Annotated in this window: 17 protein-coding genes; 3 read left to right on the top strand and 14 right to left on the bottom strand. The window is 66.6% G+C overall.

The features are described from left to right. Positions 1-1,167: AAA family ATPase (locus AB1634_14400; protein ID MEW6220704.1), on the top strand; the 1,167-nt coding region annotated here is incomplete at its 5' end. Between the two features lie 96 nt (positions 1,168-1,263). Here AB1634_14400 and AB1634_14395 read toward each other — a convergent pair. The 9 genes from AB1634_14395 to AB1634_14355 all read right to left on the bottom strand — a co-directional run bounded on the left by AB1634_14395 (position 1,264) and on the right by AB1634_14355 (position 8,676). Then, positions 1,264-1,548 carry a hypothetical protein gene (locus tag AB1634_14395; GenBank protein ID MEW6220703.1) on the bottom strand — a complete coding sequence of 95 codons (285 nt, stop codon included), beginning with the start codon at positions 1,546-1,548 and terminating at the stop codon, positions 1,264-1,266. A 36-nt stretch (positions 1,549-1,584) separates the two neighbouring features. After that, the gene (locus tag AB1634_14390; GenBank protein MEW6220702.1) at positions 1,585-2,124 is read right to left on the bottom strand and encodes a rhodanese-like domain-containing protein; all 540 of its coding nucleotides are present in this window, start codon (positions 2,122-2,124) and stop codon (positions 1,585-1,587) included. Continuing rightward, complete coding sequence (locus AB1634_14385) at positions 2,121-2,606, bottom strand: MauE/DoxX family redox-associated membrane protein (protein ID MEW6220701.1); 486 nt, start codon at positions 2,604-2,606, stop codon at positions 2,121-2,123. The genes AB1634_14390 and AB1634_14385 overlap by 4 nt, the downstream gene beginning before the upstream one ends. Then, positions 2,603-3,076 carry a BadF/BadG/BcrA/BcrD ATPase family protein gene (locus AB1634_14380; protein MEW6220700.1) on the bottom strand — a complete coding sequence of 158 codons (474 nt, stop codon included), beginning with the start codon at positions 3,074-3,076 and terminating at the stop codon, positions 2,603-2,605. The genes AB1634_14385 and AB1634_14380 overlap by 4 nt, the downstream gene beginning before the upstream one ends. Continuing rightward, positions 3,076-4,374 carry a double-cubane-cluster-containing anaerobic reductase gene (locus AB1634_14375; GenBank protein ID MEW6220699.1) on the bottom strand — a complete coding sequence of 433 codons (1,299 nt, stop codon included), beginning with the start codon at positions 4,372-4,374 and terminating at the stop codon, positions 3,076-3,078. Before AB1634_14375 ends, AB1634_14380 begins: the two co-directional genes overlap by 1 nt. Positions 4,375-5,691: 1,317 nt before the next feature. After that, positions 5,692-6,603, bottom strand: a complete 912-nt coding sequence (locus tag AB1634_14370; GenBank protein MEW6220698.1) for a radical SAM protein — start codon at positions 6,601-6,603, stop codon at positions 5,692-5,694. Continuing rightward, positions 6,604-7,386: a 4Fe-4S binding protein gene (locus tag AB1634_14365; GenBank protein ID MEW6220697.1), complete on the bottom strand. Its 783-nt coding sequence runs from the start codon at positions 7,384-7,386 to the stop codon at positions 6,604-6,606. After that, positions 7,379-8,236 carry a substrate-binding domain-containing protein gene (locus tag AB1634_14360; GenBank protein ID MEW6220696.1) on the bottom strand — a complete coding sequence of 286 codons (858 nt, stop codon included), beginning with the start codon at positions 8,234-8,236 and terminating at the stop codon, positions 7,379-7,381. Before AB1634_14360 ends, AB1634_14365 begins: the two co-directional genes overlap by 8 nt. A 290-nt stretch (positions 8,237-8,526) precedes the next feature. Continuing rightward, entirely contained in the window at positions 8,527-8,676 is a 150-nt protein-coding gene (locus AB1634_14355) for a hypothetical protein (protein MEW6220695.1), read from the bottom strand. Positions 8,677-8,814: 138 nt separating this feature from the next. On the opposite strand from AB1634_14355, the gene AB1634_14350 reads away from it, so the two are divergent. Beyond that, positions 8,815-9,303, top strand: a complete 489-nt coding sequence (locus AB1634_14350; GenBank protein ID MEW6220694.1) for a hypothetical protein — start codon at positions 8,815-8,817, stop codon at positions 9,301-9,303. Here AB1634_14350 and AB1634_14345 read toward each other — a convergent pair. Then, positions 9,300-10,211: a selenium metabolism-associated LysR family transcriptional regulator gene (locus AB1634_14345; protein ID MEW6220693.1), complete on the bottom strand. Its 912-nt coding sequence runs from the start codon at positions 10,209-10,211 to the stop codon at positions 9,300-9,302. The genes AB1634_14350 and AB1634_14345 overlap by 4 nt on opposite strands. Before the next feature lie 3 nt (positions 10,212-10,214). Continuing rightward, on the bottom strand, positions 10,215-10,706 hold the full coding sequence (locus AB1634_14340; protein MEW6220692.1) for a hypothetical protein: 492 nt from the start codon (positions 10,704-10,706) through the stop codon (positions 10,215-10,217). Positions 10,707-11,264: 558 nt separating this feature from the next. Between AB1634_14340 and AB1634_14335 the strand changes: the two genes are divergently transcribed. Next, positions 11,265-12,497, top strand: coding sequence for an FAD/NAD(P)-binding oxidoreductase (locus AB1634_14335; protein MEW6220691.1), 1,233 nt, complete (start codon positions 11,265-11,267; stop codon positions 12,495-12,497). A gap of 174 nt (positions 12,498-12,671) precedes the next feature. On the opposite strand, the gene AB1634_14330 is transcribed toward AB1634_14335, so the two are convergent. The 3 genes from AB1634_14330 to AB1634_14320 are packed head-to-tail and all read right to left on the bottom strand — an operon-like array spanning position 12,672 to position 16,754. Then, positions 12,672-13,019 carry an IscA/HesB family protein gene (locus AB1634_14330; GenBank protein ID MEW6220690.1) on the bottom strand — a complete coding sequence of 116 codons (348 nt, stop codon included), beginning with the start codon at positions 13,017-13,019 and terminating at the stop codon, positions 12,672-12,674. 48 nt (positions 13,020-13,067) lie between these two features. After that, on the bottom strand, positions 13,068-13,667 hold the full coding sequence (locus AB1634_14325) for a hydrogenase iron-sulfur subunit (protein ID MEW6220689.1): 600 nt from the start codon (positions 13,665-13,667) through the stop codon (positions 13,068-13,070). A 21-nt stretch (positions 13,668-13,688) separates the two neighbouring features. After that, positions 13,689-16,754 carry an FAD-dependent oxidoreductase gene (locus AB1634_14320; GenBank protein ID MEW6220688.1) on the bottom strand — a complete coding sequence of 1,022 codons (3,066 nt, stop codon included), beginning with the start codon at positions 16,752-16,754 and terminating at the stop codon, positions 13,689-13,691. Between the last annotated feature and the right edge of the window lie 203 nt (positions 16,755-16,957).

Raw genomic sequence — 16,957 nt, 5'->3', positions numbered from 1 at the left:
GCGTCGGCCTTTGTCCTCTCACGGCCGCAGCCGCAGTACCGCCGTTTTCTGCACCGGATCATCGATTTCCATGAGCCGATGATCTGCGTCAAGGGAGCGCGCGGCGGTGGAAAAACGACCCTGATTCTGCAATACGCCCTTGCCAGCGGTCTGCCCCTGGAAAAGGTCCTCTATGCCGCCTGCGATCATCCGGCCATGGTGGATGTCGACCTTTACGGCCTGGCCCAGACCTTTTACCAGGAAGGCGGCAAGCTCCTGCTCCTCGATGAGATCCATAAGGTCAAAGGGTTTGGCAGGATGCTCAAGGCCATCCGCGACACCTTTGACCTGCAGGTGATCTTTTCCGGCTCCTCCGCGCTCCGCATCGACCATGAGCTGGCCGACCTTTCCCGCCGGGCGATCGTTCACGAACTGCCGGTTTTGTCGTTGCGCGAGTTCATGGAGATCGAAACGGGGCTCACCTTTGCCAGGTATCCTTTGGAGGAGATCCTTTCCCGGCATCAAGCCATTGCCGCCGAGGTCGGCGCCCGGATACGGCCCATCGAATATCTGCGCAAGTATCTCCGGTACGGGGCTTATCCCTTCTTCCGGGAATCGATCCCCGGCTACCCCCAGAAGCTGCTGGAGGTGGTCAACATCACCATTGATTCCGACCTGAGTGGTCTTTACAACATTGAACCGGTCAAGGTCGATAAACTGAAGAAGATCCTGTACATGCTTTGCTCCACCCCGCCGGTGGAGCTCAACAAATCGAAGCTCAGTGCCGCTGTGGGGGCGTCCTGGCCCACCTTGTCCAAGTATCTCGAACGGATGCATGCCGGTGCCTTGCTTCACCTGGTGCGGGCCGGCTCCGGCATGCGAGCCCTCAACCGGCCGGACAAGCTGCTGCTGAACAATCCGAATCTCTTTTTCGTCTTGTGCTCCAACCCCAATATCGGCGCGATTCGGGAAAGCTTCTTCGTCTCCCAACTCGCCCATTGCCATCAGGTCCACTACCATGACCAGGGCGATTTTGTCATCGATGATCGGTTTGTCTGTGAAATCGGCGGCCCGGGCAAGACGCCGCGGCAACTTGGCCGGCAAACCGAAAGCTATGTCGTCGCCGACGACATCGAAACCGGCGCACCCGGCCAAGTCCCCCTCTGGGTCCTGGGGATGGGGTATTGACCACTCGATGGTTGCATGCACGAGGCAGCAACGGTCGGTGCGGATCCTGGACGGCAGTGCCGTGGCCAGCAGGCTCGATCTGACCTTCCCCTCTCCTCACCGCAACGTCAGCAGAAGTAGCGCCCCTTGAGGGGACAGGGGGGCCTGGTCCGGGCAGACCGCGCAGACCGCAAAGCGCACCGCATCGGCCTCGCCCCACAGGCCCTGGCTGGTCAGGCCGCAGCGGCGGCGGCAGGCGTTGCAGGAGACCGGCTCCCCGTCCCGGACCAGGACCCAGCCGCCGGCCAGCAGGGCATCGTCCAGCCGCTCGTTGCACCGCTCGCACAGGTGCATATAGAGCGGCGTCACGCCCAGCTCGTCCTTCTTCCTCCACAGGGGCATGGGGGCCGGCCTCCTGCCTTGATCGGGCGGGGCGGACTACTCCGCGGCCTGGGTGGGGTAGCCGGCGCCCTTCCAGGCGAAGATGCCGCCGGGCTGGCGGTAGACATTGGTGTAGCCAAGCTTCTTCGCCCACAGGGCGCCGTTGTGGCTGCGACCACACTTGACGAAGCCGCAGTAGAAGACGATCGGCCGCTCCTTGTCCGGACCCAGGAGGGCCGCGAAGTCCGCCTCGCTCTTGCCATCGGTCTCCTTGGCGTCCCAGGACGCCATCTCCGGGATGGGGAAAAGGAACTGCTGGGCGCCCGGGATATGCTCCTTCTGGTACGAATCCGCGAAGGGCATGGTGTCGACCACGAGCATCACCTTGCCGCTGTCGATCCAGGCCTTGAGCTCCTCGGTGGTGACCAGCTGGTAGCCGCCCTTGGCCATCTCCTTGGCCACCTTCACCGCCTCCTTCTCCTTTTCGACCTCCCGCTCGAACTTGTCCTCCCCGAAGGCCCAGGCGCCGGTGGCGGCCAGGGACAGGGAGAGAGCCAGGGCCAGTACGGTGCGGATTCCTTGCTGCATGCGCTTCATGATGCCCCTCCTTCTTGTGGTACGGCGTTGATGGACGAGGCGACCCGCCCCACAGCCAGGTCGCGGACCAACAGGAGCAGGACGGCGGCCAGCATGACGAGATCCCGGTACAGGGCCGGCCACAGGCTGTGGAAGGCCCGGTACTCGGGATCGCTGGGGCCGAAGCAGCCGCAGTCCACATCCAGGCCCAGCCACAGGGCATAGACCAGGATGGCGATGAACAGGACCAGCAGGCCGGCGGTGGCCGCCAGCGCCCCCCGGCGCTCGAAGACCAGCCCCGCCGCGGCCGCCACCTCGCCGAAGGGCAGGCCCACGGCCAGCGGCTTGACAAAGCCCCCCGGCACCAGGCCGAAGGCATCGATGACGGCGGCAAAGGCCTCCGGATCCATGAGCTTCCGGACCCCTGCATAGCCGAAGACAGCTGCCAGCCCCCAGCGCAGCAGCCGGCCGGGCCAGGGGGACCGGATGAGATCCGCGCTCATCCCGCCCACAGCCGCTCGCCATGGAGGGCCGCCCCCAGGGCGCCCAGGAGGTCCGGGACCGGTGCCACCTCCAGCCGGGCTGCTGGGAGGCGCTCTTGCAGCAAGGCCAGCATGCAGGGGTTCCTGGCCACTCCCCCGGAGAAGACGACATGCTGGCCGCAGCCCAGCCGGTTGACCATGGCCATGATGCGGCCAGCCACTGCCAGGTGGACGGCCCGGGCGATATCCGCTGCTGCCGCGCCCCGGCTCTTCATGGAGATCGTGATCATGGCTTGGGCGAACTGGCGCTGGGCCAGATGCCGGCCGTAGCCGGTGGCCACCACCCGCTCCGGCCGGTACGCCGCCAATAGCGCCGCCGCCTGGCCGGTCGGGTCGAAGCCGCTTTCGACGATGTGGTGAGCGACCAGCACGCCGTCCTCCAGCACCGCCACCTTGACCGCCCGGGAGCCCAGATCGACGCCGGCCAGCATCACTCCCCCCGGATCTGCTCCAGGAAGGCCTCGATGCGGGTCTGGAGCGCTCCCACATCCTCGGGCGAGTAATCCGACTCCACAGCGAGGTACGGGATGCCCTCTTGCTGGCACATCTCCCGCACCTTCACCTCCTCGATGTTGTAGGTGTGGCAGAACTGGAGCGAGTAATGGAGGATGCCCTGGGCGTTGGCCTGGCGGTATTCCTTGAGGATCTGGTCGAGGCGCTCCAGGTTGGGCGTGAAGCAGGCGCAGTCGATCCGCATGGCGCGATCGGTGAGGGCGGCGAGCTGCGCCTCCAGGTCGGCTGCCGACTCCTCCACCAGGTCCTTGAAGTACCGGGTGCCGACACAGGACTCCTCGCCCACCACCACCGCGCCGGCGGTCTCCAGCAGATGGTGCGCCTTCCAGTTGGGAAGGGCCATGGGCGCGCCGGCGAGCAGGACCCGCGGCGCCGAGGCGGCCTTCGCCCCGACGCCCTGGGCCACCCGGGTCTCCAGCTCGTCGCAGAGCACATCCAGCCGGGCGGCAAAGCGCTGGGGCTCGTCGTAGAAGGCGATCTGCTCGATGAGCAGCGCATCCTTGCCGGAGATGGGGGCCGGGGTCGCGGCCCGCAGCCGGGTGAGGCGCTGGAGGGCCTGGCGCTTGCTGTTCATGATCCGGATGGCACCGGCCAGCCCTTCCCGGGTCACCGGCCTGCCGGAGACCTCCTCCAGCTTGGCCTTGAAATCCCGCACCTCCTCCAGCCACAGGGCCCGGTCCCGCACCCTCTTCATCTGCGGGATCTCCATGACATGGGTGGGCACCAGGCGATCCAGCAGCTCCCAGGTCTTCTTCTTGGCATCGCAGGTGGTCTCGCCGCAGACGAAGTCCACCACCTGGAAGTACGGGCAGATGCGGCCGGCCTTGAAGCCGAAGGCGGACTTGACCAGGGGGCAGATGTTTCTGGGCAGCACCTTCTCCGCATCCGGGATCGACCCCTGGGAGCCGCCGCACAGCCCTACGCAGACGCCGCCCGCCGCCAGAATGATCTCCTCCGGCACATAGACGCAGAAGGTGCCCACCACCGGCCGCCCCTCCTTCTTGGCGGCCAGCAGCTCCGCCACCCGGCCGCCGTGGATCTCGGCGATCAGGTTGTCGAAATAGGCCATCTCCTGCGGCCGGTCAGGCTGAGCCAGGAAGGTTTTTCGATAGGCCTCCCCCAGCATCTGCCGGGCCTTGTCGAAGCGGGCCACATCCATCCCGAGCCCCTTCCACATATCGGGATAGGCCTTCACCTCAAAGCTCGTCTGGTCCATGGTGCCTCTCCTTGTATCCGGGGTCGGGTTCGGGGTTGAAACACCGCGCCGCGCCGGGGGACGCTCGGCAACGGGCGGCGCTGCCCTGTGCTCGTGACTGGCCAAGCCTGGCGATCATGTGCCCCCCGGGGCGGCATTGGCCTCAGCCAAGGAGCCTGGCCGTCTGCGGTGGGCAGTGCCGGGGTGGCGACGGACCGGCCGCATGCCAGTGGCCCGCAGCCCGGCTGGGCGCGACCGGCCGGGGTCCCGGCTTGGCCGGCACCATTCTTAGGACAAGAAAGGCCATATTACCAATAGATAGTTCTGATCCTCCGGAAGGCAGCCATCGACCCGAGCGATGTCCGATCGTGGCGGTCGCCATTCCGAGAGCCGCCTGATGAAGAGGAGGCTGGAGATCGCCAAACGGGACGCGAACGGGCCTGGGCAGGCCTGGCAGCCCCTGGGCCAGACGGTGGCGGGCTGCATCTGAAGAACCATGACTGCCCAACGTGCTGTCCATCTCCTGTTCCTTCCTGGCGCTTGGCGCGGTGCCACTCCTGCTTGCGCGCCCGCTGGCACGCCTTGGTGCCGCAATAGCCCCGGTTCTTGCTCCGCGGGTTAGCTACAGGTCTTATGGCAACACAGCGAAAGGTGCGCGTTCTGGAGGCCCTCCGGACCACCATACCGCCGGCACCAGCCGCCCACGGGAAGAAGACGACCCAGAATTCAGGAGGAACGGGGAGAAGAAAAACCAGAAAGGGGAAGGACGGAAAGGCAGAAAGAAGAACCTGCGGCCTGTTCAGCCGACCAAGGCCGCCGGCTTTCTCACTGGCAAAACCTGCGGGGTTGCAGCGCGGCGGTGGCACCGATTGAAGGCCAACGCATAGCCGGTCATCAGGCTCCGCTCACCGCGGCCAGGGGCACGGGGCCGGTCCGCACCAGGATGTGGACCTGGTTGGTCAGCAGAGCCCAGGCGAGGACGGTCCAGCGTTCGGTGGCCCCTTCCAGCCGGCGTTGGATGTCCTGGTACGCGGACTGATCCAGGAACAGCGGACGACTTCGATCCCCCTGGCGATCACGTGGTGCAGGATACCCGGGGCGTCCAGGCGGCGTTGGAGAGGCATGGCAGGACGGCATCATGTCCTGGCGGGAAATGCCAAGCGCTCTGTGCACGAACGTCCCGCTTGCCTTTAACAGAACTCGCCACCGTGCTCGAGCAACAATACCGCGAGGCGCACCGTCTCGGTGCTGCCGATCTCCGCAGCCACCGCCAGCCGGGACACATCGAGTCCCCGCTTCGCAAGGGCCTGCGGGACTGCCCAAGGGGCGAAAAAGATGTTAAGCCGATCCATATGCAGCGCAGCAATGCAACGGCATCCGCATCCCGGCAGGATCTGCCACAGGAGAGCGGCAGGTACGCTCATCGTGGAGCAAACCCACGGCGTCGGCCCGGCAGCGCACGCAGTGGCGCATCTGAGGGATAAAGGCTTCCGCCCCGCAGCGCAGGCCACTCAGCAACGCTTCGGATGGGGCAGTGAGATGTTCGAATGGTGTTCCTTTGACCGGGATCACCCCGATCAGGTTGTGGAGATCGGCCTTGAGACGGGAGAGTGTCTGGGCGATTTCGATCACATGCCCGTCGTTGATGCCGGGGATGACCACGGTGTTGATTTTTACCCTCACCCCGCGCTTTTTGAGCTTGGCGACAGCCGACAACTGGCGATCGAGCAGCAGGGCGGCCGCCGGCAATCCCCTCAAACCGTCGCCATTGAATCGCACGCGTGAGTAAATCCGCGCGCCGATGGCGGGGTCCACGGCGTTGATGGTGACGGTCACAAAGCCCACCCGCAGATCCGCCAGGTCGTCGATGTGGTCGCCGATCCCAAGGCCGTTGGTGGAGAGGCACAGGTTCAGCCGGGGATGGGCGCGCCGAACCCGCTCCAGGGTGGCGAGGGTTTTGGTGGGCTCGGCAAAGGCATCCCCGGGGCCCGCGATGCCGGCGACCGTGATAAAGGGCATGCGGCGCACGGTCTCGTCCACCCAGGCCGCCGCGCCTTCGGGGTCCATCACCCGGCTGGTTACGCCCGGCCGGCTCTCGTGCACGCAATCGCAGCTCCGGCGGCAGTAGGCGCACTGGATGTTGCAAGTCGGCGCCACCGGCATGTGGATGCGCCCGAAGCGGCCCTTGGCAGCCGGGTCGAAACAGGGATGCGGCAGCGACGGCCCGTCCGACGAACAGCGGGCCTTCATCTACGCCCCCTTCCGGCGGCCGAAGCGGATCGCACCGGTTGGGCATTCGTCCGCACAATCGCCGCAATCCGTGCAGTCGGCCTCAGCCGGACGGGTGCCCATGGCGCACACCTGCAGGCACCGATTGCAGCCGTTGCACGCGGCGGTTTTATGGAACCCAAACAGCGCTGCGGGCCGGAGGGTTTCGAGCAGGCTGCCCGTTGGACAGGCAAAGCGGCACCAGGCGTTGGCCACCACCAGACCCAGGACCAGAAACCCGAGCACGAAAAGGGTGCGGACCAACCAGAGCGTTTGCGCATGCTCGAAGGTCAGGGTCACGGACCGGAAGAACTCGCCCACGCGGATGGGAATGTCGGCCCGGGGCTGCCCCAGGGCGAAGAAGAAATAGAGGGCCGTTGCCAGGCCGAGGTATTTGGCATACGGCGCAATGCGCAAAATGAGATTTCGCCTCGGCAGCCTGAGCGGCGCGAGCTTGCCCAACATCTGGCTGACCAGACCGCCCGGACAGGCCCAGCCGCAAAAGGCGCGGCCAGAGAGAATCGCCGAAAGGGGCAGCAGTAGCCAGAAGCCCCAGAACATGGTCAGCAGCCGGCCGTGGCAGGTGATCACCGGGCAGTTTTGGCAACTGAGGTACGGCACCAGAAAAGGACAGCGGAAGATTCCGTAGAACGACCACTGCCCGAGCACGGCGGTCATGGCCAATTGGCTGAGACGCCGCCAAAGGGCGCCGCGCGCAGTGGAAGCGGAAGCAGGTGTCGCGGTGGTTACGGCGGCATCAGGCATCGTGCACCCCCAGCTTGGCGATCAATTCGCGCCCCTGCTTCGAAGCGGCGGGAATGAATCCGCTCCGCTCGAAAAAGGCCTGCCCCTCGGCCGAGGTGACGAAGTCGACATAATGGTCGGCCAGGGCGCGATCTTTCGCGTCCTTCATGACGCCGATGGTGAAGGTCAGCGGCGGAGGCGGGAAGTACTCATCCGGAATCGGCAGAACCTCCATCTTCCCAACGAAGGCCGGCATGCGCGTGACGCGCAGCTCCACCACCGAGACATCGCCCTTGCCGCCGATGATATCGTCCATGGTGCGCTGCACGCAGCTTCCCAGCGTTACGGCGCTCTTCATGGCCGCATCGAGAACGCCCGCCTTCTTCAGCAGCGTCTGGACGGCCGGGCCGCCGGGGGGAGAGGCGTCGGGCGCCAGCACCACGCGGACACCTGGCCGGGCCAGGTCCTTCACCTCGTGAATACCGGCGGGATTGCCCTTGGGCGTGACCAGCACGTAGCTGGTGAAACAGAGCGGCTTGAAATAGAGCATCTTGCCAGCGGTCCGAAGTTTTTTGGCCAGGTCGAGCACCCGGCCGCCGAAAACTTCCGTCACCGCGCTGCCCAGCAGCGATTTGCCCAGGGCGGCGGCGAAGGCACCCGTGTAGTCGATCCTCACTCCGGTCTGCTTTTCATACTGGGCATTGAGCGGCATGAAGGCCTCGGCCAGCCCGCCGCAGGACCAGACCTGCAAGTGGTTCCGGTTGAACGCGGCGGCCGGTGTCCTTTGGGCGGTGAGCGCCACGCTCACGGTCGTGGCCAGGGCGACCCTTAGAAAAGCCCGCCGCGGCACGTGTTGCGTTTCTTCTTCCATGGCTCTGTCCTCGCATGAAAGGTACAAAAAAATGCCCCTCAGCCCTCCCATCAACCGCGCTCTGCCCACAGTGCTGCCCCAAGCGCCCCCATAGGATCCGGGTGTTCCGCGGTTTCGATTCGCACGCCAGGCAGGCGTTGCCGCCGCATCGAGATGACCTCACGTTCGGCAAGTACCGTGCACATGCTGGTGATTGCCGCCTCCCGGTCCGAGAAAAACGCCGCTGGCACGTCTTGACGGGCCCATTCTTAGGACAGGATGGACGACATTGCCAACAGGTAGTTTCGATATCACGGCGGGTAGTCATCGACACGGACGATGCACGACACGGACGGGCGCTTTTCTTCAGGATCGACCCTGGTCACCTCGTCGGTGATGAGCTGCACCCCTGGCGGGACCAGCTCCCTGGTGGGGCTGGTCAGGTTTCTGGGATCGATCACGCGAAGGAACAGCCATCGTCGCTTCCGATAGCCCTTTGCGCAGCCATCAGAAATACCTATTGGACGGTGCCCCAAGGGGGCTTCACCATGGGCCATGCGTTTGCCATTCGGCCATCGTGGGGGGGGGCGACCAGGCGCATGCCGTGCTCGCCCGTGGCCCGGACCCCTGGCACCTGCTTGCAGATTCGCTCGGACCCGGGCCTTCCGTATGCGAGGCCGCTCGCCGGCGTTGTCGCCGCCACTGCCCTCGTGATCGGCAGCCTGGTCCTGGATCCCTCCCAGCGCACCGCGGCTGTTGCATGTTTCACCGCCATCCTGCTGGTCGCCGCTGCCTGGATGACCCGGACCCGAACCACGGAAATCGATGCCACCGGCAGCTTCATCCGAACCACCTGGCGGCTGTTTGTCCTCTCCTGGTCCCGGTTGTCCTCCCTGCCGGCCGGGACGACGGCCGGAATCCGGACCAGCCGGCAGATGGACGGCTATGCCATGCCGCTGTTCACCGTCTCCCTCGCCAGCCCGGACAGACCACCCTTCGACCTGTACACCACGGACGATCACGAGGAGGCCGTGGCTGTCCTGGGTGCGATCCGTGCCCTCCTGAAGCCTTCCTGCCCGAGCGCCTAAACGGCCCGGTGAAAGAGGAGCTGGTTTTCGCTGCGCACTGCCTCCAGGAACAGTGCGCAGGCGGAAGAGAGCTCGCGGTTCCGCTGCCGGACCAGGTGGAAGGGCCGGAAGAGCGGCTGGCCATCGATGCTCACGGCACAAAGGGTGCCGGCGGCCAGATCCTCGGCCACCGCCTGCCGGGAGAGGATGGAGATGCCGATCCCGGCCTTGACGCACTGGCGCACCGCCTCGGTGCTGCCGATCTCCGCAGCCACCGCCAGCCGGGACACATCGAGCCCCCGCTCCGTAAGGGCCTGGCCCATCACCGCCCGGGTGCCGGATTCCCGCTCCCGGATGATGAACGGCTGGCCAGCCAGCTCGCCTACGTGGATGCTGTCCCGCCCTGCCCAGGGATGGCTGGGGAAGACCACCAGGACCAGTTCGTCGAGAAAGATCTCTTCCCACTCCAGGCTGGGCTCTGGCCAGCGGTCGCCGATGACCCCGGCCTCCAGCTCGCCGGCCAGCACATCGCGGGCAATGAGGTGGGAGCTGGCGATGCGCAGGCACAGCTGCAGGGACGGATGCTGGCGCTTGAATCTGGCCACGCATTCCGGCAGGAGGTAGGTGCCAGGGATGGTGCTGGCGCCGAGCAGGAGCTTGCCGGCCAGAAGCCCCTGGTGGCTGATGGCCTTTTTGGCCTCCTCCCGGAGGTCCAGGATCCGGCGGGCATACTGGTAGAGGGTCCGGCCGGCGGCTGTGGGCAGGACCTCCCGGCCCAGCCGGTCCACCAGCTTCTGGCCAAGAAGCTCCTCCAGGACCCGAACGTGCTCGCTCACCGTGGGCTGGGACAGGCGCGCCGCCTCGGCGGCCCGGGTGAAGCTCCGCAGATCCACCACCCTGCAAAAGACCTCGAGCCGGTGCAGATCCATGGCTCACCGCCCGATGACCAGACCGCGGAACACCTGCCGCAGGGTCTGGTCATCGATGGGACGCGCCGGCTCCTCCTCCCCGAGGCGGGGCCGAACGGGAGCAACGGCCAGCTCCGGAAAGACGACCTGGATCCGCGTGTCCCCCCCTGTCAGCTCCAGGCCACGGTTCTTCTCCAGCCACAGATCGCAGTCGTCATGGCTGCCGGCAAAGAGAAGCCGCAGCTCGCCGCCGGCCAGGAGGGAGATGAGGCGATAGCCGTTGCCCAGGTTGAACTTGAGGCAGCCCTTGAGACGGGATTCGCCGTGCTTGGTGGATCGGCGCAACAGCTCCTGACGGTCCCGGCCCGCGGTCTGCAGCTGGCGGATGATGCTCTCGGCATTGCGGGCAGCAATGGCCGAATTGCCGCCCGCCCGCTGCAGGTCGTTGAGGGACTTCTCGAACCGTGCATCCCAGGACACCAGCCGCAGGCCGGCAAAGGTCTTCGGAATCGCCATACCAGATCACCTCTCCCTCGTCGTGCCGGGCCGCTGGCTAACGGCGGGGCAACCGTTCAGCCCCCCTCCCGACCTCCTCCCGCTGGGGGCCCCGCTGGGGGGAGGAGGCGCGCCGACTCCGTGTGGCAGGTGGTCCTCTGCTCCCGCCCCCAGCGGGGGAGGGCTGGGGTGGGGGAATGGCCGCCGGTCTCTCCGATGCCCTCGGTGAACGGTTACACGGCGGGGGCATTCCATCCTCGCGTTTCAACAATGACGCCAACTCCGAGGCTGCATCGCCAGCATCGCTGGAGATTTTTCCGCTGATCGCGACATGACCACACTATGGTCCTGCATAACATGCAGCCGTTCGCCGCACCTTGTCATCGGATGCAACAATATCCGGCGAATTATCAATAGGAATTTCCGATTTGACATCGATTCAGGCCGTCAGTTATGACTCCTCTCCAGAGTTCTTGCCGCCGCATGTCGCAGGAAGTCCTGTTGATGGCTGGCAGGCAGCCGGGGCGTGCTGTCAATCGGCCGCGGGGCATCCATCTACGCCCGGGGGGGAGACGAACGATGAAGAAGATTGTCATTCTTGGCGCAGGCACCGGCGGCACCATGATGGCCAACAAGCTCCGCGCCGCCCTGAGTCGTGACGAGTGGAGCATCACCATCATCGACCGGGACAACCGTCACATCTACCAGCCCGGGCTTTTGTTCATTCCTTTCGGGATCTACAAGCCCTCGGACGTGGTCAAGACCCGCCGGGAGCTGCTGCCGGCCGGTGTCGACTTCGTCATTGACGAGATCACCAAGGTGGATCCCGAGGCCAATCTGGTCCAGACCAGAAATCACCGGTTCACCTACGATTGGCTGATCATCGCCACCGGCTGCCGGCTGGCACCGGAAGAGGTGGCCGGCATGGCCGAAGGCATGGGCAAGAACGTTCACGACTTCTACACCCTGGAGGGTGCCACCCGGCTGGCCAAGGCCATGCGGGCCTTCGACGGCGGCCGGCTCGTCATGCACATCAGCGAGATGCCCTTCAAGTGCCCGGTGGCACCGATCGAGTTCGTGTTCTTGGCCGACTGGTATTTCCAGGAGCGGGGCATCCGGGACAAGGTGGAGATCGAGTTTGTCACCCCCCTGGGCGGCATGTTCACCAAGCCCATCGCCACCCGCGCCTTTTCCGCGGCGGCCCAGGAGAAGGGCATCAAGGTCACCCCGGAATTCAACATCGTGGCCGTGGACCACGGGGCCAGGACCATCGAGGGAGCGGATGGCCGCACCATCGGCTTCGATCTTCTGGTGACCATCCCGCCCAACATGGGCGCCCAGGCCCTCATCGACTCCGGGGTCTCCGACGAGCTGGGCTGGGTGGGCACCGATCACCACACCCTCAAGGCCAAGAAGTATCCCAACGTCTATGTCATCGGCGACACCACCAACGTGCCCACCTCCAAGGCCGGCTCGGTGGCCCATTTCGAGTCCGAGGTCCTCTCCGAGAACCTGCTCCGGGAGATCGAGGGCATGGCGCCCCTGCCCAGATTCGACGGTCACTCCAACTGCTTCATCGAATCCGGCTTCAACAAGGCCTACCTCATCGACTTCAACTACAAGACCGAGCCCCTGCCCGGGAAATTCCCGATGCCCGCGCTGGGACCCTTCGACCTTCTGGGCGACACCGAGGCCAACCATATGGGCAAGCTCCTTTTCAAATGGACTTACTGGCATGTCCTCCTGAAGGGCGTGGAGATCCCGGTGGTCGGTCCCGAGATGTCCATGCTCGGCAAGAGGCTCGCCGGCTAGCCAGACGCAAGCCCCACCCCGGTAGCTCCCCCCGGCCGCCGTCTCTTCTGCCGGAGACGGCGGCCGGGGATCCCGTAGCGAAGGGGCTGCTGTGGACCTTCCGGATCAGTCCTTCCGGTCCCTTCTGCGGTTGGACATTCCTTGTTCAATCTTCGATATTCGACCGCCCTTCGCTCAGCAGCGACAGCCCCCGGTCGTGCAGGCCGCCCCCTTCTCCTCGGCCCCGGGCAGGGAGTTTGCGGCGGTGATCGCAAAGCCGCCGCTCCGGCAGCCGCAGCCGTCGCCCTCCAGGTAGTCCACCGTGACCGCCCCGCAGTGGGCCAGCAGCTCCTGATCGATGATCAGCCGCAACCCGGCCGCGGTCTCCACCGCATGGTCGGAGCCCCTGGCCTCATCCAGGAAGAGGCTCAGGCGCGGGCCGCCACAGCCGCCCACCACCGTCACCCGCACCGGGGAAGTGATCCCCCGCTCGCCCAAGTATGTCTGCAGCCGGGAGGCTGCCTGGTCTGTGATCTCCAGCATGGTCGTTTCCTCCTCTTGAAAAGGTTGTGGGCCAATTCGCCGCCCGCATCAGGGCAGAAGCTCTGCCAGGGCCTTCTGGCAGCGTCCCGCCACCAGGCCAGCGATGGTCGAGCGTGAAAAATCGCGGCGCCTCATCATGTCGCGCGCCGCGTGGATCAGTCCGGTGCGGATCTTGCGGCCCCGGGCCGCCTCGGTGGCGAGCGCCAATCTCCCCCGCAGGGCGACGGCGTCGATCCCTTCCGCTTCGCCCAGAGGCCCCAGGGCCGTCACCTGCCCGGTGAACCGGGTGATGATCTTGACAAAGCTCGGGCCTTCTGCGGCCGAAGCCCAGTCGAGGAGGAAACGGTCGCCCTTCACCCCCAATCGCACGAGCGTCTCGTGCACCAGGGCGGCGGTGACCAGGGCATGGTAGTTGCCGTCCTGGTAGTGGCACTCCCCGGGATGGCAGCCACCCACAAAGACGCCGTCCGCGCCCTTGGCTAGGCCTTCCAGGGGAAAGGACGGGTCGAGCCGGCCGGTGCACATGATCCGGATGACCCGCAGGTTGGGCGGATACTGGTAGCGGCCCACGCCGGCGGCATCCGCCGCCGTGTAGCAGCACCAGTTGCAGAGAAAGCCGAGAATCCTGGGACTGGCGGGCTGAGTCATGACGCTCCGTCTCCTGAGCGGTTAGGCGCCGGCGCCGAAGGCGGCAATCTGCGCCCGGATGCCGGCAAGGGTGAAGCGGCCCATGTCGATGGCCACGGTCGGGCAGCGGGCAGCGCAGACGCCGCAGCCTTTGCAGGAGGCGGTGAGCGTCCGGGCCCGCTTCTTCTTGCCCTCCCCCACCATCTCCATGGCCTTGTACGGGCAGAACGACTCGCAGGCGCCGCAGCCAATGCAGGCTGCGGGATCGACCTGGCTGACGATGGGCTCCGGGGTGATGGCGCCGGCAGCCAGCGGCTGGCAGGCGCGGCCGGCCGCCGCCTGGGCCTGGGCGATGCTCTCGTCCATGGCCTTCGGCCCGTGGGCCAGACCGCAGACATAGACCCCGTCCACCGGCAGGTCCACGGGCCTGAGCTTGACGTGCGCCTCCAGGAAGAAGCCCTCCGCGGTTACCGGCACCTTCAGCATCCGGGCCAACGGTTGCGGATCTTCCGCGACGATCCCGGTGGAAAGGACAAGGGCGTCGGCCGAAAGCTCCACCTCTTCACCGAGGATCCGGTCGAAGACCGTGACCAGAAGCGGCGCCGTCTCCTCCGTGCCGGCCGCCACCCGCGGCGGCTCTTCCGGGGTGTAGCGGATGAAAAGCACCCCCTGCTGCCTGGCCTGCCGGTAATCGTCTTCCAGGAAGCCATAGGCCCGCATATCCCGGAAGAGGATGATGACCCCCAGCTGCGGGTCCCCGGCCTTGAGCCGCAGGGCATTCTTCAGGGCCTGGCCGCAGCAGACCCGGCTGCAATAGGCCAGATCGTCGCCCCGGGAGCCCACGCACTGGATCATCACCACCTGTCTGGCACCGTTGGGCAGACCCGTGCCGTTGGCGAGCCGGGCCTCCAGCTCCAGCTGGGTCAGCACCCGGTCGCTGGCGCCATAGAGGTACTGCCTGGGCTGGTACGGAACGCCGCCGGTGGCGAGCACCACCACCCCGTGCCGGAACAGGGTGCTGGCACCGGCCGTGGTGATGGTGCTGGTGAAGCTGCCCACATGGCCGGAGAGGGCGGTGACCAAGGCGCCGGTGAGCACGGTGATGGCGGGATGGGCCTGCACCTGGCGCACCAGGGCCGCAATCCTTTCCCGGGGAGCGGCACCGTGGCGGTCGGCGGTGAGAAGCCGCGCCCGGCCGCCCAGCTCCTGCTCCCGCTCCACCAGTGTGCAAGGGAACCCCTGTTCGGCGATCGCCAGGGCAGCGGTGAGGCCGGCCAGCCCCCCGCCCACCACCAGCGCCGCCCGGGTCACCGGCAGCTGCTGCTCCGGTAGCGGCACCAGCTGCCGGGCCTTGGCCACCGCCATCCGCACCAGGTCCTTGGCCTTGCCGGTGGCCAGCTCCGGCTCGTGCATGTGCACCCAGGAGCACTGGTCGCGGATGTTGGCCATCTCGAAGAGCGAGCGGTTCAGCCCGGCCTCGCGGAGGGTGGCCTGGAAAAGGGGCTCGTGGGTGCGGGGGGTGCAGGCGGCCACCACGATGCGGTTCAGCCGGTGCTCCCGGATGAGGTCGGTGATCTGGCGCTGGGCGTCCTGGGAACAGGAATAGAGATTGCCGGTGGCAAAGACCACGCTGGGCAGCGTCTTCGCGTACGCCGCTACCGCCGGCACCTGCACCACGCCGCCGATGTTGATGCCGCAGTGGCAGACAAAAACGCCGATGCGGGGCTCCTCGCCAGCGATGTCCCGCTCCGCGGGAAACGCCGCCTGCACCGTGGCAGTGCCCCGGGCAGCAGCCAGGATCCCCGAGCAGAGGCCAGCTGCGCCGCCCGCCTGGGTGACGGAGTCGGGGATGTCCTTGGGCCCCTGGAAGGCGCCGGCCACGTAGACGCCGGGCCGTGAGGTTGCCAGAGGGGAGAAGGCGTCCACCGCGGCGAACTGGTAGCGGTTGAGATCAATGCCCGCGGCCCGGGCAAGGGCGGCGGCGTCCTCCGGCGCCTCCATGCCCTGGGAGAGCACCACCAGGTCGAACCGCTCCCCGTGATGGCGGCCGGCCTCGTCCACCCAGGTGAGGAGCAGGCCGCCGCCAAAGACATCCTCCACCCGGGGCGGGCGGCCGTAGATGACCCGGAAATGGCCTTCGGTGCTGGCCCGCTCCCGGGCGGCGTCAAAGCCCTTGCCGGGGGTGCGGACGTCCAGGAAGAAGAGGGTGATCTCAGCCTCAGGATCGTGCTCCCGGGCCAGCGACGCCTGCTTCACCGCGTACATGCAGCAGACCGACGAGCAGTAGCCGTTGCCGCTGGCCACATCCCGGGAGCCGATGCACTGGAGAAAGGCGATCTTCTTCGGATGGCGCCCGTCGGAAGGCCGCACGATCTCGCCGCCCGTGGGACCAGAGGCGCACATGAGGCGCTCATGCTCGAAGGCGGTGAGCACGTCCGGGAACCGCCCCCAGCCATAGGGCGCAAATACCTCCTTCCCCACGCGGCCGAATCCGGGCGCCAGGACCACCGCCCCCACGGCCAGCTCGATCCGCTCCTCGGTATCGTCGAAACGGATGGCCTTCTTCTGGCAGACCACCGCGCACAGGCCGCAGGTGTCGAAGTTGAGCCGGAGGCAGGCCTGGGCATCGATGTGGTAGGTGGTGGGCACGGCCTGGGCATAGTCGATATGGGCGGCCCGGGTGCGCTTGAGGCCTTCGTTGTAGGCGTCACCGATCTCCTTGACGCAGTAGATGGTGCATTGGCCGCAGCCGGTGCAGGCCTCCTGGTCGATGAAGCGGGGCCGCTTGCGGATCCGGGCGAAAAACCGGCCCGGTTTGCCGTCCAGGGCGATCAGCTCGCTGTTGGTGAGAAGGGTGATGCTGGGGTCCCGGCCCGCCTCCACCAGCTTGGGGGCCAGGATGCACAGGGAGCAGTCGTTGGTGGGAAAGGTCTTGTCCAGGCGGGCCATGACGCCGCCGATGGCGGCGCTCTTTTCCACCAGATAGACCTTGAGGCCCAGGGCACTGCAGTCCAGGGCGGTCTGGACGCCGGCGACCCCGCCGCCCACCACCAGGACCGAGCCAACCGGCGGCGGGCTGCCGTCCGGCGGACAGGGAGAAAAGCTCATTCCAGGATGCTCCTTTCCGGCCACGGGACCGAAGACCGGTCTCGCGGGCAAGGATTGGCCGGGGGCGGCATCAGCCGCCTTTGGCCCTACCTGGAAAGGAGCTTACGGAAACGACTCAGGAGAGGGGCGAAAGGGAGATGCAGCCACCCGCGATCAACTCGGCCCGGACCGGGCCGACCGGCTGCCGCCGGCTCGCTCATCGA

This window comes from Thermodesulfobacteriota bacterium, assembly GCA_040755095.1.
Taxonomy (GTDB): Bacteria; Desulfobacterota; Desulfobulbia; order Desulfobulbales; family JBFMBH01; genus JBFMBH01.
The sequence above is the reverse complement of the archived record's forward strand: the minus strand, read 5'-3'. Positions and strand labels throughout refer to the sequence as shown.

Bases quoted from the DNA above. Each gene is read 5' to 3' on its own strand.
- AB1634_14395 (MEW6220703.1), bottom strand. From the start codon at position 1,548: ATGCCCCTGTGGAGGAAGAAGGACGAGCTGGGCGTGACGCCGCTCTAT.
- AB1634_14390 (MEW6220702.1), bottom strand. From the start codon at position 2,124: ATGAAGCGCATGCAGCAAGGAATCCGCACCGTACTGGCCCTGGCTCTC.
- AB1634_14385 (MEW6220701.1), bottom strand. From the start codon at position 2,606: ATGAGCGCGGATCTCATCCGGTCCCCCTGGCCCGGCCGGCTGCTGCGC.
- AB1634_14380 (MEW6220700.1), bottom strand. From the start codon at position 3,076: ATGCTGGCCGGCGTCGATCTGGGCTCCCGGGCGGTCAAGGTGGCGGTG.
- AB1634_14375 (MEW6220699.1), bottom strand. From the start codon at position 4,374: ATGGACCAGACGAGCTTTGAGGTGAAGGCCTATCCCGATATGTGGAAG.
- AB1634_14370 (MEW6220698.1), bottom strand. From the start codon at position 6,603: ATGAAGGCCCGCTGTTCGTCGGACGGGCCGTCGCTGCCGCATCCCTGT.
- AB1634_14365 (MEW6220697.1), bottom strand. From the start codon at position 7,386: ATGCCTGATGCCGCCGTAACCACCGCGACACCTGCTTCCGCTTCCACT.
- AB1634_14360 (MEW6220696.1), bottom strand. From the start codon at position 8,236: ATGGAAGAAGAAACGCAACACGTGCCGCGGCGGGCTTTTCTAAGGGTC.
- AB1634_14350 (MEW6220694.1), top strand. From the start codon at position 8,815: ATGCCGTGCTCGCCCGTGGCCCGGACCCCTGGCACCTGCTTGCAGATT.
- AB1634_14345 (MEW6220693.1), bottom strand. From the start codon at position 10,211: ATGGATCTGCACCGGCTCGAGGTCTTTTGCAGGGTGGTGGATCTGCGG.
- AB1634_14340 (MEW6220692.1), bottom strand. From the start codon at position 10,706: ATGGCGATTCCGAAGACCTTTGCCGGCCTGCGGCTGGTGTCCTGGGAT.
- AB1634_14335 (MEW6220691.1), top strand. From the start codon at position 11,265: ATGAAGAAGATTGTCATTCTTGGCGCAGGCACCGGCGGCACCATGATG.
- AB1634_14330 (MEW6220690.1), bottom strand. From the start codon at position 13,019: ATGCTGGAGATCACAGACCAGGCAGCCTCCCGGCTGCAGACATACTTG.
- AB1634_14325 (MEW6220689.1), bottom strand. From the start codon at position 13,667: ATGACTCAGCCCGCCAGTCCCAGGATTCTCGGCTTTCTCTGCAACTGG.
- AB1634_14320 (MEW6220688.1), bottom strand. From the start codon at position 16,754: ATGAGCTTTTCTCCCTGTCCGCCGGACGGCAGCCCGCCGCCGGTTGGC.